We start from the raw sequence: 15,147 nt of genomic DNA on the forward strand, positions 1-15,147 counted from the left end.
CCCACTGCACCAACCATGGAAGTAAGTAGGAAAAATTACAGTGGATGTTGATCAGGTTGAATATGCAAAAATCAAAGCTTTCTACAAGCTGCTGGTGGATAAGCTGGGGGCTAAAGTCTGGGCCAAGAGAAGGGCCGCTTTTGTAGATTGTATCCGAGCGAAAGAGTTGAATATTGATCTGAAAATGCCAATCGAGCCCCAGCTTTTCGTACCGCCAGAGGACGATATTGACTGGTATATCTTGGTGGCTGAGTTGGCTTATGACTGCCCATACAGCGACTGCGCCTACAGCAGCGATCGAATCTATCCGTACGCCAAGGCCATCGGTGCCTTTTCAGAACTGCTTCGGAAAGTTCCAAATGTGAACGGGGTTCTGAACAAGATGCTGGCTAATAACACGAAGCCTGAGACGCAGATTTTCGAATTGCTGACGGCCTCGTTCTATCTGAAAAATGGTTATGAGGTTTCCTTCATTCCGGAGAACAGTCTCATTTGGCAGGACGGGAAAACGAAAAAGTCACCGGATCTGCTTGTTAAAGTCGATGACGTAGAGATCTACGTTGAGTGCAAACGAGCAGACAAACAGACTCAATATTCGCAGACTGAAGAAAAGAGCTGGGTCAGCATATGGGGTCAGTTGAGCGAGCATATGCTTAAGGTCGCACCGTGGAGCATCGTTGACCTTACCTTCCATGATCAGGTATCTCATGCGAATGCGGATGATGTGATCAATGTGGTGAATCGCGCTATCGATATTGGCTCTGGCAGGGTTCGGGAGGGAGCGATCAGTGCGCAGATTCGTATGATTGATAGGGCACACCTCGAATGCCATTACTACAGCAACTCTGTCAGGGCCAACAGCCCTCAGCATGAGTTACTGGTATTCGGTGACATGGATAGCAATGAAAAACGCAGCATCGCGACGATAGCAGCGAGTATTGTTCGGCCAGGTGACTCGAACACCATTCTAAATATTTTTGTTCAGGACGTTGCCAACTGTGTAGCGGCTCAGTGGCGGTGTGACCATGCGATCTCGCATGAGCGTCGCTCACGTCATTTTAAAGGTCTCGCCAAAAATGGGATTGCCCAGATACCTCCTGATAAACCGGGGATCGTCCATATTTGGTACGAGACGGTTGAGGGAATCGATGTCGAGGAGATCCGCCGGGTAAAAAACATCGACAGTTTTTCAACGGTTGACGCTTCTGGCACATTAGTAATGGGTATTCTGATTCATGGGGCGAATTATTACCCGTACGAAAACCGTTACGAATGGGCAGAGACGCTGCAGTTCTTCGCTCGCATGCCGCAGTTGATGGAGTTCTTCCCCAGCTCCTTGATGCTGTCCGCAGACGACACCCAGGAAATTGACGATGTAACCCATTGGGAGCAGGACAAGGCTACCAAGCCTACCCGATGAATCCGGACTTAACGGGGTAAAGCATCATCCCTTATTGAAGTGATCGTAATTGAACTCTTTGGCGGAAGTATTTCACCAGGCACACACCAAGCCCCGTCCTAAAACCGGGGCCACGGCAGTAGAAATAACAGACAGAGGTACCTATTATCGTGTATAGACAAGGTTGCTTATTACAGATTAAGCGGGGGATGCTTGGACAATCGCACACGGTTATCTACGACTGCTGCATGCCTAGGGTATCACCCAGGCCAAAAGCGCTGAACTTATCGCATCAGTTACTGCGAGGCCTTGCGGTACGAACCGTTCGGCCGTGGCTCAAATAGCCTGAAAAGCCAAGCCCAACACAGTGTCTCGATTATTCCGTTGCGAATCTAGAGAAGGCCATTTAGTTCATGCAGCGTGCCTTGGCGCGATGTGTCGAAAGTTGAAGGAAAAAATATATGGATAATTTAATAGAGTTATGGAAAAGCGTTGAGCAGATGCCCGCAGCCGGAAAGTTTTTTTGGTCGTGTGTAGTGTTCGTTTGCATTTTCTTTGTGGTGACTTTCTGCCATAAAAAGCACAAGTCGGGAGGTACGGGTCAAGAGCCCGAATAGGTAGGAGTAAATAATGAAAAAGGGCTCTGCAATCCAGAAAGCCAATATCAAAAGGCAGGTTCTGCTGGCGACACTAACAATGTCCCTCTTGGTACTTCTGCTTCATTTTCCATTCGACGGCTATGTAGCTGAGTACAGCTACAGCGTGCCATCGCTCACCGCCTGCCCTAAGGGCGACCTAATGCAGAAGATGAGAGAGCTAGGAGCTGAAGAGTTCAACAAAGCAATTCAGGATTGCCAACCTGACTTTGTGACTAAGGAGCTTCCCATTTCCGATTGGCGTAGCGTTGGTGCGCCAATTTATTGGTTTGCATCACCTATCCATGCATTAGTAACGGTCCTCGCGATTCTTATAATTGGTCTGGCTTGTTTTTTTTCTTTCAGACCAAAACGTGCTTGAAGTTAAGAGAGAGTTCGACCAATCCCAGGGATTACACTGTCACGCGCGCTCAGGTTACTAGGGGGGAGTATGGAAAAGACCAGGAAAATAAAGGGAAGTGTCCGCACTGCGGTAGACGCCGATCTCCCATTCATCCAGGAATGGTTAACGAGTGAAGCACGCAATGGGGATGGTTTCATCAACAATTGGAGCGTGATCCAGAAAGCGTGCGCCGAAAAGCAGATGACGGTCTTTTTTACTTTGGAAGGCCCCGTTGGTTTTCTCACATACGGTATTTCACACGGCACTATCTTGCAGACAAAAAGCAGTTGCCAGCAGCGCGGGATTGGACGGAAACTTGTTGAACATGCCATTCGTAAGGAGGAAGCACTTAACAACACTGTGCTTATTGTTCAATGCGAGCCACACAGTTCCGTTGAGTTCTGGTCACAAATGGGTTTTGAGGTACACAGGGGGGCTGGCGACTTAAAGCAACAAAGGTCAATCTACATGCAACGCCTCTTGAAGTTGGCTCACATGCATGTTCGGGGCGATGCCTTAGAAATGGTCACGGTATGTGTTTACCCCGAGACCGCTCTGAACTCGAAAGAGAATGTAAAGCCTGATCGTGTGCATTACGTGATGGCTAAATTCGACGAAAAAACGCACTCGCTTGAATTGGCGCATCGTGTTTCTATCGCTCACGAGGGCATTCTGAGAGATCCGGTTGTTGAAGTCAGTTGGGGTCCCCTTGATATCGTCAAGGGCAAAGTCAAGCATGAACAGGCGAGAGCTATCGGATTTAAGGCCACGCCGAACTGCTGTGGCTGGTATCTGGATGTCATCACTCTCAATGAAATCGAGCTCTAGCCCCCTGCTGAACGGATCACGGAAATAGACCAGGAATACCGTTTCACGCATCAGAGAAACGTCCTTAAGCCCAGCACTAAAGTTGGGCGAGGCAGTAGAAGCAGGGCGATTTTCGCTCCAGACACAAGGAGACTCGGCTATCGCTCGGATTCCGAGGCTGGGATGAAAGAGATCTGGGTGAACAACATGAGCCCCGATGAGGTTGAGATCGGGTCATTGGAGCAGTTAATGCAGACGGCAGCCCTTCAGATTGGTTTGATGGGCCAGACCCATGGCCAGGTCTCCCCAAGCGCGTTCCTGCACTTTCTGAATTAGTGATAACTCTACACGCCGCCCAAACTCCATAGCGCAGCTATTCCCAGAATTTCGCATTTAATTCGGAAACCCAAAAAACGCCGACGTTGCCGTTTGCGCTTAGGAAGGACGTTGTCTTAGGATGTATTTCTACATCGTAAGGCTAGTACGCTCGAAAGCCGACTCCTGTTAGATCTTCGATCCCTGCTGATGGAACTATGTATCTTTAGGGTATAAGTCTTTGACGCCGGGGCCTGTAATGACCACATCCGTGTGGTCGGTCGCATGAACTCCAGAGGTGCGTCAGGTGGATATCTAACTCACCCTAAGCCGCCGCTATTCAGTTCAAACGAAACGTCAGCATTACTCTGCTTTCAGGCCATCGGCCGATACAGCTTTAACGCCTTTGATCTTCTTGGTGATCGCTACAGCCGTTTCTTTCTGCGAAGCGGTCACAGCGGTAGGCGACGACAGGGATACAACACCTTTGTTGGTTTCAACCTTGATGTCGGTGCCAGGAATGCCTTTTTCAGTTACCAGGTCAGCCTTCACTTTGGTAGTGATCCAGGTATCGCTGGTGGTCTCTTTAGCGTCGTGGGCAGCGCCTTTGGTTTTGTCGATGCCGTCAGCTTTGGTAGCGCCGCCAGCCAGCAGGCCGTCAGCAGAAACAGCAGTCACACCTTTGATTTTCTTGGTGATCCCTACAGCCATTTCTTTCTGCGAATCCGAGATAGCTACGTCGGAGGACAGGGAAACCACACCTTTGTTGGTCTCAACCTTGATGTCCGAACCTGGAATGCCTTTTTCGGTCAGCAGGTCAGCTTTGACTTTAGTGGTGATCCAAGTATCCGAAACGCTTTCCTTAGCCTTGGTCGCTTCACCGGCCGCCAAAGTCATAGGGGCTTGGGAAGTCTGAGCAAAGGCTACGTTAGCACCCATGGCCAGGGTCAGAGCGGTAGCAGTAGCGAGAGCGAACTTCTTCATACGAGTAACTCCTGTTTTATTAAAAGTCTGCAGGCGTAAACCTTCATGCTGCAGCGCTACCAGGGATATTGCAGGCAGTGTGCCAACTCGCCGAACAGGTTAAATTCCTTAATAAACAAAGAGTTATGAAATGTGTGAATTTTCGAAATCGTGCAACTTGCATGAAGCCCATCGTGCCTGCATGCAAGTTGCGGCTTTTGGGCGGCGCTAAACAGCTGATTCTGCTTCATTTTCTCGCGCCCATAAAAAAAGGACTCCGAGGAGTCCTTTTTTCAGCGTGAAGCCTGCGGGTGATTAAACGCCCGAAGCCTTGGCTGCTGCTACGTCCTTGATGGACAGCTTGATACGGCCGCGGTTGTCCACGTCCAGTACCAGCACTTCCACTTCCTGGCCTTCTTTCAGAATGTCGGTCACTTTCTCAACACGAGCATCGCTCAGCATGGAGATGTGAACCAGACCGTCTTTGCCCGGAAGGATGTTGACGAACGCGCCGAAGTCGACGATGCGCTCAACCTTACCAACGTAGATCTTGCCGATCTCTGCCTCAGCGGTGATACCCAGGACGCGCTGGCGTGCTGCTTCAGCCGCTTCCTTGGTTTCGCCGAAGATCTTGATCGAACCGTCGTCTTCGATGTCGATCGAAGCCTTGGTTTCTTCACAGATCGCACGGATAGTCGCGCCGCCTTTACCGATGACATCACGGATTTTGTCGGTGTCGATTTTCATCGCGATCATGGTCGGAGCATTTTCCGACAGTTCGGTGCGGGACTGACCAATGATCTGGTTCATCTGGCCGAGGATGTTCAGGCGCGCTTCCAGGGCTTGGCCCAGGGCGATTTCCATGATCTCTTCGGTGATGCCTTTGATCTTGATGTCCATCTGCAGCGCGGTCACACCTTTGGCGGTACCAGCTACTTTGAAGTCCATGTCGCCCAGGTGGTCTTCGTCACCCAGGATGTCGGTCAGGATGGCGAACTTCTCGCCTTCTTTAACCAGGCCCATGGCGATACCGGCAACCGGTGCCTTCATTGGCACACCGGCGTCCATCAGAGCCAGGGAAGCACCGCAGACCGAAGCCATGGAGCTGGAACCGTTGGACTCGGTGATTTCCGATACAACACGGATGGTGTACGGGAACACGTCAGCGGCAGGCAGCATGGCCTGAACCGAACGACGGGCCAGACGGCCGTGACCGATTTCGCGACGACCTGCACCGCCCATACGACCACACTCGCCCACCGAGAACGGAGGGAAGTTGTAGTGCAGCATGAAGGGGTCTTTTTTCTCGCCTTCCAGGGTGTCCAGCAGTTGTGCATCACGGGCAGTACCCAGGGTCGCAACGACCAGGGCCTGGGTTTCGCCACGGGTGAACAGCGCCGAACCGTGAGTCTTCGGCAGAACGCCGACTTCGATGTTCAGCGGACGCACGGTGCGGGTGTCGCGACCGTCGATACGTGGCTTGCCGTTAACGATGTTTTCGCGAACGGTGCGGTATTCGATCTCACCGAAAGCAGCTTTGACTTCGCTGGAAGAAGGCTGGCCTTCTTCACCGGACAGCTTGGCCACGACCTGGTCCTTCAGCTCACCCAGGCGAGCATAACGGTCGGCCTTGACGGTGATGGTGTAGGCGTCGGAGATGGCAGCGCCGAACTCGGAGCGGATAGCGCCCAGCAGTTCGGTGGCTTCCGGGGCAGCAGCCCAGGACCAGGTCGGCTTGGCAGCTTCGGCAGCCAATTCTTTAACCGCGTTGATCACAACCTGGAACTCGTCGTGAGCAAACAGTACGGCACCCAGCATCTGGTCTTCGGTCAGCTCTTTGGCTTCCGATTCAACCATCAATACGGCTTCGGACGTACCGGCAACGACCATGTCCAGGCTCGATGCTTTCTGTTGCTCGTAAGTCGGGTTCAGCAGGTAGCCAGTGCTTTCGTGGAACGCAACGCGGGCAGCGCCGATCGGGCCATCGAAAGGAATGCCGGAGATGGCCAGGGCAGCCGAGGTACCGATCATCGCAGCGATGTCCGGATCGGTCTTCTTGCTGGTGGAAACGACGGTGCAGACAACCTGCACTTCGTTCATGAAGCCTTCTGGGAACAGCGGACGGATCGGACGGTCGATCAGTCGGGAAGTCAGGGTTTCTTTTTCGGAAGGACGGCCTTCGCGCTTGAAGAAACCGCCAGGGATCTTACCGGCAGCGTAAGTCTTTTCCTGGTAGTGAACGGACAGAGGGAAGAAGCCCTTGCTCGGGTCAGCGGTCTTGGCGCCAACAACGGTCACCAATACGGTCACGTCGTCGTCAACGGTAACCAGCACTGCGCCGGAGGCTTGACGGGCGATACGGCCTGTCTCGAGGGTAACGGTCGACTGACCGAACTGGAATTTTTTGATAACCGGGTTCACGGTGTCCTACCTTCTTTGTGGCTCTTGGGGGAACTTGTCTTCTTGCGAAATTCTTGGGCAATGCCGGGAATCGGCCCGACGCTCGTCCAGGGTAAAACGTGTATCCAGATAAAACTTGAGGCTGGGAGCCTACCACGGGCCAACGGGAATCCCGATGACACGCGGCAGACAACCAACCTCTAGCGCAATCGCTTATTAGCGACGCAGACCCAGGCGACCGATCAGAGTCTGATAACGACCCAGATCCTTGCCTTTCAGGTAGTCCAGCAGCTTACGGCGCTGGTTTACCATGCGGATCAGACCACGACGGGAGTGGTGGTCTTTACCGTTGGCCTTGAAGTGACCTTGCAGTTTGTTGATGTTGTGGGTCAGCAGTGCAACTTGCACTTCTGGCGAACCAGTGTCACCAACAGCTTGCTGATAGTCAGCTACGATTTGTGCTTTTTCTTGAACGTCGAGAGCCATGAGGCAATCCTTTTTTCAGGAAACCACCCAAAGGGCAGTTTCAACAGGCCAGGGACAAATCCCTGTATCTAAAAATGAGTGTTGACCATGCCTGTTAACAGCCACACTCGTTCGGTCATTCTGACCGAATCAGCCGACGCGGCGCGATGCGCCCGTCTTCGCTCACTTCACCGATACCGATAAAGCGACCGTTATGATCCTGTACTCGCACCATGCCGAATTTCGGGGCATCCGGGGCGCGTACCGGCTGGCCGTTGAGCCAGTAGAACGCGCTGTGCTCCGAGAAGTGCAGCAATGGCCAATCCAGCAAACCGCTGTCCGATGGCATCAGGAAGCGATCAACCGCTTCGTTGCCGCCTTCGGCGTGCACTGCCTCGAGCTCTTCCAGCGTGACCGTCTGGGCCAAGGTGAAAGGTCCGGCTTGTGTACGTCGCAGTTCGGCAACGTATGCGCCACAGCCAAGTTGCTCACCAATATCTTCCACCAGGGTACGGATATAGGTGCCTTTGCTGCAGTCCACGGCCAAACGGGCAGTGTCGCCTTCACAAGCGAGCAATTCCAAGCGCGCAATAGTAACAGAACGCGGTTCGCGCTCCACTACTTCGCCCGCACGTGCCAGCTTGTAAAGTGGCTGGCCATCGCGCTTGAGTGCCGAGTACATCGGCGGTATCTGACTGATTTGCCCACGAAAAGCGGGTAAGGCAGCTTCGATATCCGCACGACCAACGGTCACGTCGCGAACCTGCAAAACATCACCTTCGGCATCTGCCGTGGTGGTGGTCTTGCCCAGTTGCATCAGGGTTTCATAACCCTTGTCGGAATCAAGCAGGTATTGCGAAAACTTGGTGGCCTCGCCAAAGCACAACGGCAATACACCGGTGGCCAATGGATCAAGGCTGCCGGTATGCCCGGCCTTCTCGGCATTGAGCAGCCAGCGAACCTTCTGCAACGCGGCATTGGAGGTAAAACCAATGGGTTTGTCGAGCAGAATGATGCCACTGACGTTGCGACGGATACGTTTGACCTGAGCCACCGCTTACTCCTTGGCGTCTTCAGGTGTGGACGGATGCTGGCTGTCTTCAGCCACGGCACGTTCGATCAGGGCCGACAGGTGCGCGCCACGCACGACGCTTTCGTCGTAATGGAAGTGCAACTGCGGAACGCTGCGCAGCTTCATTTCACGGGCCAACTGCATCCGCAGGAAACCTGCGGCGGAGTTGAGCACCTTGATGCTTTGCGCGATTTCTTCGCTGTTGTCCTGCCCCATCACGGTGATGAAGATCTTGGCGTGACCCACGTCACGGCTCACTTCAACAGCGGTAATGGTGACCAGGCCAACGCGTGGGTCTTTGACTTCGCGGCGGATCAGTTGGGCCAGCTCACGCTGCATCTGATCGCCGATACGCTGGGTACGGCTGTATTCTTTTGCCATGTCTTGTTACCTGTTACTGCCACACGGTGAAACCCGTGGGGTCTGAAAGCGGCAAACGCCCGGCCTGACAAAAGCCAGACCGGGCGTTGCGTTTAGAGTCCTGACGCTGTGCGGGGCATCTGCATGCCCACACGCTGCGCGGCTCCTGAAGTGCGCGAGTTAGAGGCTGCGAGCAACCTGAACCTTCTCGAAGACTTCGATCTTGTCGCCAACCTTGACGTCGTTGTAGCTCTTGACGCCGATACCGCATTCCATGCCGGCACGTACTTCGGCAGCGTCATCCTTGAAGCGGCGCAGGGATTCCAGCTCGCCTTCGAAGATAACGATGTCTTCACGCAGTACACGGATTGGACGGTTACGGTACACAGTGCCTTCAACCACCATACAGCCGGCGATCGCACCGAATTTCGGCGAGCGGAACACATCACGCACCTCGGCGATACCCAGGATGTTCTCCCGGACGTCACTGCCAAGCATGCCGGTAAGGGCCTTCTTGACGTCTTCGATGATGTCGTAGATGACGTTGTAGTAACGCATGTCCAGGCCTTCCTGCTCGACGATCTTGCGAGCGCCAGCATCGGCACGCACGTTGAAGCCGAACAGTACAGCGTTGGAGGCCAGTGCCAGGTTGGCGTCGGATTCGGTGATACCACCGACACCGCCACCGACAACACGCACTTGCACTTCGTCGTTACCCAGGCCGTTCAAGGCACCGTTCAACGCTTCGAGGGAACCACGAACGTCAGACTTGAGGACGATGTTAAGCGTCTTCTTCTCTTCCTGGCCCATGTTCTCGAAGATGTTTTCCAGCTTGCCGGCGTGAGCACGGGCCAGCTTGACTTCGCGGAACTTGCCTTGACGGAACAGAGCCACTTCACGGGCTTTCTTCTCGTCAGCCACTACGCTCATCTCGTCGCCAGCGTCCGGCGTGCCGTCCAGGCCGAGAATCTCGACTGGGATGGCAGGACCTGCTTCCTTGATTGGCTTGCCGTTCTCGTCGAGCATGGCACGTACACGGCCGTAGTTCGAACCGACCAGTACCATGTCGCCTTGGCGCAGGGTACCGTCTTGAACCAGCACGGTGGCAACCGGGCCACGGCCCTTGTCGAGACGGGACTCAACCACGACACCACGGCCAGGAGCCGATGGAGTAGCGGTCAGTTCCAGGACTTCGGCTTGCAACAGCACCGCTTCGAGCAGTTCGTCAACGCCGGTACCCATTTTCGCCGAGACCGATACGAATGGCGTCTCGCCACCCCATTCCTCGGACGTCACGCCGTGAACCGACAGTTCGCTACGGATGCGATCGAGATCGGCGCCCGGCTTGTCGATTTTGTTCACGGCAACGACCAGAGGAACACCGGCAGCCTTGGCGTGCTGGACAGCTTCAATGGTCTGCGGCATTACGCCGTCGTCCGCTGCAACCACCAGGATCACGATGTCGGTCGCCTTGGCACCACGGGCACGCATTGCGGTAAACGCGGCGTGACCTGGGGTGTCGAGGAAGGTGACCATGCCGCGCTCGGTTTCAACGTGGTATGCACCGATGTGTTGGGTAATACCACCGGCTTCGCCCGCGGCAACCTTGGCACGACGGATGTAGTCGAGCAGGGAAGTTTTACCGTGGTCAACGTGGCCCATTACGGTCACAACCGGCGCACGGGAAACTGCCTCGCCTTCAAACTTCAGGGACTCGGCCAGGGAATCTTCCAGGGCGGTGTCGCTGACCAGGGTCACTTTGTGGCCCAGCTCTTCAGCAACCAACTGGGCAGTTTCCTGGTCCAGTACCTGGTTGATGGTGGCTGGAGTGCCCAGCTTGAACATGAACTTGATGATTTCAGCAGCCTTGACCGACATCTGCTGGGCCAGATCGCCCACAGTGATGGTCTCGCCGATCTTCACTTCACGCACGACAGGGCCGGTTGGGCTCTGGAAACCGTGGGCGTTGCGTTTCTTCAGCTTGGCTTTGCCGCGACCACCACGACGGAAGCCATCGCTTTCTTCGTCGGTAGTACGTGGGGCAACACGTGGCGCAGGCGCTTTCTCTTTGACCGAGGCGCGGTGCGGAGCGTTTTTACGCTCGCCATCGCCACCACCACCGCGACGATTGTTATCGTCAGCACGTGGTTTGTCCGGACGACGAGGTTCGTCGCGCTTGCGGGCGTCTGCTGCAGGAGCAGGTGCGGCGGCAGCCGGGGCAGCCTCACGCACAGCTTCAACAGGGGCGGCGACCGCGTCAGTGGCAGCAGGTTGCGCAGCAGCAGGCTGGCGACGCGCTTCTTCTTCGGCGCGACGCTTGGCTTCTTCTTCAGCCTTCTGACGTGCAGCATTTTCTACTGCGCGACGTTCTTCCAGCTCGCGTTTGCGCTCGGCTTCGATTTCTTCCGGGCTGCGCTGTACGAAGACTTTCTTCTTGCGTACTTCAACGCTGATGCTCTTGCTACCCGCAACCCGCAGGGTGCTGGTGGTTTTGCGCTGCAATGTAATCTTGCGCGGTTCTTCCACTTTCGCCTTGTGGCTGCTCTTCAAGTGAGTCAGCAAAGACTGCTTCTCACTATCGCTCACACCTTCATCGGCGGCGGTGTGCGGCAGACCTGCCTCACGCATCTGCTGCAACAGGCGCTCTACCGGTGTTTTGACCTCATCGGCCAGTTGTTTCACCGTGACTTGCGTCATGCACTTCTCTCCTCAGGCCGCGCCTAATTACTCGAACCAATGGGCTCGGGCGGCCATGATCAACTTGCCGGCACGATCTTCGTCAATGCCGTCGATGTCGAGCAGATCGTCAATAGACTGCTCGGCCAGGTCTTCGCGGGTAATTACGCCGCGCACCGCCAGTTCCATCGCCAAATCCTTGTCCATACCCTCAAGCGAGAGCAGGTCTTCGGCCGGATGGGCGTCTGCCAGCTTTTCCTCAGTAGCGATGGCTTTAGTCAACAAACGATCCTTGGCCCGAGCGCGGAGCTCGTTGACGATATCTTCGTCAAAGCCGTCGATGTTGAGCATTTCTTCCAACGGTACGTAGGCAATCTCTTCCAGGCTGGTGAAGCCTTCATCTACCAGCACCTGTGCCAGCTCTTCATCGACTTCCAACTCTTCGATGAAGTTGCGCAGGATGTCACCGGTTTCAGCTTGCTGCTTAGCCTGGATGTCCGATTCGGTCATCACGTTCAGGGTCCAACCGGTCAGTTGGCTGGCCAGACGCACGTTCTGACCACCACGACCAATGGCCTGAGCCAGATTGTCTGCGCCAACGGCGATGTCCATTGCATGGGCATCTTCGTCAACGATAATTGCCGCCACTTCAGCTGGCGACATGGCGTTGATCACGAACTGCGCCGGGTTATCGTCCCACAGGACGATGTCCACACGCTCACCGCCCAATTCGCCCGACACTGCCTGGACGCGCGAACCGCGCATACCGATGCAAGCGCCTTGCGGGTCGATGCGTTTGTCCTTGGAGCGGACCGCGATCTTGGCACGCGAACCCGGGTCACGGGACGCCGCCATCACTTCGATCAGGCCTTCGGCGATTTCCGGCACTTCGATACGGAACAGCTCGATCAGCATTTCCGGCGCGGTACGCGACAGGATCAACTGCGGGCCGCGGTTCTCGGTGCGGATTTCCTTGAGCAGCGCACGCAGACGCACGCCGACACGGAAGGTTTCGCGAGAGATGATGTCTTCGCGGGCCAGCAACGCTTCGGCGTTGTTGCCCAGGTCAACGATCACGTTATCGCGGGTAACTTTCTTTACGGTGCCAGAGATGATTTCACCCAGGCGTTCGCGATAGGCGTCAACGACTTGAGCGCGCTCGGCTTCGCGAACCTTCTGCACGATGACCTGCTTGGCGGTCTGTGCAGCAATACGGCCGAATTCGATCGACTCGATCTTTTCTTCGACAACATCGCCAACCTGGGCGCCCGGATGCGTTTGCGCAACCTTGCTTGGCCAGGTTTCGATGGCCGGATCATCAAGATCGTCCTCTTCGACCACCGTCCAACGACGGAAAGTCTCATAGGCACCGGTGTGGCGGTTGATTTCCACACGCAGATCTACTTCGTCTTCAAAACGTTTCTTGGTAGCAGTGGCCAGGGCCAGCTCCAACGCTTCAAAAATCACGCTTGCCGGTACACCCTTTTCATTGGATACCGACTCAACAACCAGCAGTACTTCTTTGCTCATCGTACGCCTCGCCTTTCGCAAGCCATTGGATCCGCGGGATCCGCGTCTCAGTCAAAACTGGGAATAATGTTGGCCTTGTCGATCATATCGATCGGCAACAGGAACTCGTGGTCTTCTACCTGCACCACGACATCCTGCTCTTCTACACCGCGCAGAAGGCCCTGAAAGTTGCGTCGCCCTTCAAAGGGGGAACGCAGCTTGATCTTCACTTGTTCACCGGCATATTTAGCAAACTGCTCGATAGTGAACAGTGGGCGTTCCATGCCTGGCGAGGAAACTTCAAGGGTGTATTCAACGGAGATTGGATCTTCAACATCCAGCACACCGCTGATCTGACGGCTGACAATGGCACAATCGTCCACCAGCACGCCGCCCTCTTTATCGATATAAACGCGCAACATTGAGTGGCGACCTTGAGCCGAAAACTCAATACCCCAGCATTCATAGCCTAGGGCCACGACCACCGGGGCCAACAAGGCCTGCAACTCTTCTAGCTTGCTCGACACCTGAACCCCCTCGTGCATGTATGTGCATGCTGTGCAAAATAAAAAAATGGGCGAAACGCCCATCCTTGAAACGCCGTCGAACAGCGGCGTTGAAAGTGTCCAGCTAACAAAAAGCCCCTTAAAAGGGGCTCCGCTAAAACTGGTTGCGGGGGCCGGATTTGAACCGACGACCTTCGGGTTATGAGCCCGACGAGCTACCAGACTGCTCCACCCCGCGACAAAGCTGGGGCGGAAGTATACGACCGATCCCTTACAGGGTCAATGTAACCTTCCACCTACAAGAAAGCCCGCAACAGCGGGCTCTCCTGATAATTGGTACCGAGAAGGGGACTCGAACCCCTACACCCTATGGGCACAACCACCTCAAGGTTGCGTGTCTACCAATTCCACCACCTCGGCAATACAGCGCTTACAACCCTTCTTACTTCTGCTCTTGAGCTGGAGGTACGTCAGTCGCTGGAGTAGCCGACTTTTGCTCTTGAAGCACCGGGACATCATCAGAAGCCGGTTTTGCTTTTGGAACTTCCAACACCGCTGGGTTTGGCAAACCTACTTGAGTCAGCACTTGAGCTTTCTCTTTAGCAAAGTAACCTAACCCTAAGCTGGTTATGAAGAAACCTGCGGCAAGTATAGCAGTAAACTTACTAAGAAAGGTAGAGGAACCTTGGCTTCCGAACACAGTATTTGAAGCACCTGCACCGAAAGACGCACCAGCATCCGCACCTTTACCCTGTTGCAACAAAACCAGAGCAACTACGCTCAGGGCAGCCAACAGATGAAAAACGACTACGACTGTTTCCAGCATTTTTTCAGTTTCCCGCGGCGCGACAGATCGCACCGAACTCATCTGCATTCAGGGAAGCTCCACCAATGAGCCCCCCATCGATATCCGGCATGCCGAACAGTTCGACCGCATTGGCCGCCTTCACGCTGCCGCCGTATAGAAGCCGCACACCTTGTGCGACTTCAGAATTCTCTGCCGCCAACTGCGCGCGGATGGCTGCGTGCACATCCTGCGCCTGTTGCGGTGTAGCAGTCAGCCCGGTGCCAATGGCCCAGACCGGCTCGTAAGCAATGACCGCCTTGGCAAATGCACCAACACCCAGCTCCTCGATGATGCTGCCCAGCTGACGCGAGACAACTTCAAGAGTCTTGCCCGATTCGCGCTGCTCAAGGGTCTCCCCTATGCACAACACCGGAATCAAGCCACAAGCCTGTGCTGCGGCGAACTTGCGGTTGAGCGTCCCATCCCGCTCGCCCATCATCTGGCGACGCTCGGAGTGCCCGACAAGCACATAGGAACAACCCGCATCAACCAGCTGACTCGGCGAAATCTCGCCGGTCAACGCACCTTGCATCGGTTCCACCGCAGAGTTCTGCGCGCCGACCTGAATCGACTTACCCTTCAAGCCATCAACCACTTGGTTGATATGCAAGCAAGGCGGGAACACCGCGACGTCAACACCGCTAGGCAAGGCCAAGTGACGAAGGCCGTTGATCAGCTCAGCGACACTGGCGCGGGTACCGTGCATCTTCCAGTTACCAGCTACCATAGTGCGACGCATGCTGTACCCCGTCGGTCAAAGTGGGCGCAGATGTTACCCAACCACATCACC

Annotated in this window: 13 protein-coding genes and 2 tRNA genes; 3 read left to right on the top strand and 12 right to left on the bottom strand. The window is 55.0% G+C overall.

Annotated elements, in window-relative coordinates:
• Positions 1-40 precede the first annotated feature (40 nt).
• The 3 genes from GIV35_RS07120 to GIV35_RS07130 all read left to right on the top strand — a co-directional run bounded on the left by GIV35_RS07120 (position 41) and on the right by GIV35_RS07130 (position 3,265).
• Positions 41-1,420, top strand: coding sequence for a hypothetical protein (locus tag GIV35_RS07120; protein WP_236264334.1), 1,380 nt, complete (start codon positions 41-43; stop codon positions 1,418-1,420).
• A gap of 609 nt (positions 1,421-2,029) precedes the next feature.
• Positions 2,030-2,416, top strand: a complete 387-nt coding sequence (locus GIV35_RS07125; RefSeq protein WP_236264335.1) for a hypothetical protein — start codon at positions 2,030-2,032, stop codon at positions 2,414-2,416.
• A 69-nt stretch (positions 2,417-2,485) separates the two neighbouring features.
• A complete protein-coding gene (locus GIV35_RS07130) occupies positions 2,486-3,265 on the top strand; it encodes a GNAT family N-acetyltransferase (protein WP_236264336.1) in 780 nt (259 codons plus the stop codon).
• 657 nt (positions 3,266-3,922) lie between these two features.
• Here GIV35_RS07130 and GIV35_RS07135 read toward each other — a convergent pair.
• From GIV35_RS07135 to tpiA, 12 genes are all read right to left on the bottom strand, one after another.
• Entirely contained in the window at positions 3,923-4,543 is a 621-nt protein-coding gene (locus tag GIV35_RS07135; protein ID WP_054898021.1) for a BON domain-containing protein, read from the bottom strand.
• A 294-nt stretch (positions 4,544-4,837) separates the two neighbouring features.
• Positions 4,838-6,943 (bottom strand): polyribonucleotide nucleotidyltransferase, encoded by a 2,106-nt coding sequence (gene pnp / locus GIV35_RS07140; RefSeq protein WP_105228510.1) that lies wholly within the window; start codon positions 6,941-6,943, stop codon positions 4,838-4,840.
• 195 nt (positions 6,944-7,138) lie between these two features.
• Positions 7,139-7,408, bottom strand: coding sequence for a 30S ribosomal protein S15 (gene rpsO, locus GIV35_RS07145; RefSeq protein WP_003177875.1), 270 nt, complete (start codon positions 7,406-7,408; stop codon positions 7,139-7,141).
• Between the two features lie 115 nt (positions 7,409-7,523).
• The gene (gene truB, locus GIV35_RS07150) at positions 7,524-8,441 is read right to left on the bottom strand and encodes a tRNA pseudouridine(55) synthase TruB (RefSeq protein ID WP_003176136.1); all 918 of its coding nucleotides are present in this window, start codon (positions 8,439-8,441) and stop codon (positions 7,524-7,526) included.
• Positions 8,442-8,444: 3 nt separating this feature from the next.
• On the bottom strand, positions 8,445-8,840 hold the full coding sequence (gene rbfA / locus GIV35_RS07155) for a 30S ribosome-binding factor RbfA (protein WP_003176137.1): 396 nt from the start codon (positions 8,838-8,840) through the stop codon (positions 8,445-8,447).
• Between the two features lie 159 nt (positions 8,841-8,999).
• A complete protein-coding gene (gene infB / locus GIV35_RS07160) occupies positions 9,000-11,516 on the bottom strand; it encodes a translation initiation factor IF-2 (protein WP_003194185.1) in 2,517 nt (838 codons plus the stop codon).
• A gap of 27 nt (positions 11,517-11,543) precedes the next feature.
• On the bottom strand, positions 11,544-13,025 hold the full coding sequence (nusA, locus tag GIV35_RS07165; protein ID WP_003194187.1) for a transcription termination factor NusA: 1,482 nt from the start codon (positions 13,023-13,025) through the stop codon (positions 11,544-11,546).
• Between the two features lie 47 nt (positions 13,026-13,072).
• A complete protein-coding gene (gene rimP, locus GIV35_RS07170) occupies positions 13,073-13,531 on the bottom strand; it encodes a ribosome maturation factor RimP (RefSeq protein WP_032873230.1) in 459 nt (152 codons plus the stop codon).
• A gap of 140 nt (positions 13,532-13,671) precedes the next feature.
• Positions 13,672-13,748 (bottom strand) — tRNA-Met (locus GIV35_RS07175).
• A 96-nt stretch (positions 13,749-13,844) separates the two neighbouring features.
• Positions 13,845-13,930: transfer RNA gene (locus GIV35_RS07180), tRNA-Leu, on the bottom strand.
• Positions 13,931-13,952: 22 nt separating this feature from the next.
• Positions 13,953-14,336 (bottom strand): preprotein translocase subunit SecG, encoded by a 384-nt coding sequence (gene secG / locus GIV35_RS07185; protein WP_186607183.1) that lies wholly within the window; start codon positions 14,334-14,336, stop codon positions 13,953-13,955.
• A gap of 4 nt (positions 14,337-14,340) precedes the next feature.
• The gene (tpiA, locus tag GIV35_RS07190) at positions 14,341-15,096 is read right to left on the bottom strand and encodes a triose-phosphate isomerase (RefSeq protein WP_003194193.1); all 756 of its coding nucleotides are present in this window, start codon (positions 15,094-15,096) and stop codon (positions 14,341-14,343) included.
• Between the last annotated feature and the right edge of the window lie 51 nt (positions 15,097-15,147).

The organism is Pseudomonas sp. PA-1-6B, from assembly GCF_021609545.1.
In the GTDB taxonomy this organism is placed as follows: Bacteria; Pseudomonadota; Gammaproteobacteria; order Pseudomonadales; family Pseudomonadaceae; genus Aquipseudomonas; species Aquipseudomonas fluorescens_BV.

Excerpts from the sequence above, each read along its gene's own strand:
- GIV35_RS07125 (WP_236264335.1), top strand. The coding sequence starts at position 2,030 with ATGAAAAAGGGCTCTGCAATCCAGAAAGCCAATATCAAAAGGCAGGTT.
- GIV35_RS07130 (WP_236264336.1), top strand. The coding sequence starts at position 2,486 with ATGGAAAAGACCAGGAAAATAAAGGGAAGTGTCCGCACTGCGGTAGAC.
- GIV35_RS07135 (WP_054898021.1), bottom strand. The coding sequence starts at position 4,543 with ATGAAGAAGTTCGCTCTCGCTACTGCTACCGCTCTGACCCTGGCCATG.
- rpsO (WP_003177875.1), bottom strand. The coding sequence starts at position 7,408 with ATGGCTCTCGACGTTCAAGAAAAAGCACAAATCGTAGCTGACTATCAG.
- rbfA (WP_003176137.1), bottom strand. The coding sequence starts at position 8,840 with ATGGCAAAAGAATACAGCCGTACCCAGCGTATCGGCGATCAGATGCAG.
- infB (WP_003194185.1), bottom strand. The coding sequence starts at position 11,516 with ATGACGCAAGTCACGGTGAAACAACTGGCCGATGAGGTCAAAACACCG.
- nusA (WP_003194187.1), bottom strand. The coding sequence starts at position 13,025 with ATGAGCAAAGAAGTACTGCTGGTTGTTGAGTCGGTATCCAATGAAAAG.
- secG (WP_186607183.1), bottom strand. The coding sequence starts at position 14,336 with ATGCTGGAAACAGTCGTAGTCGTTTTTCATCTGTTGGCTGCCCTGAGC.
- tpiA (WP_003194193.1), bottom strand. The coding sequence starts at position 15,096 with ATGCGTCGCACTATGGTAGCTGGTAACTGGAAGATGCACGGTACCCGC.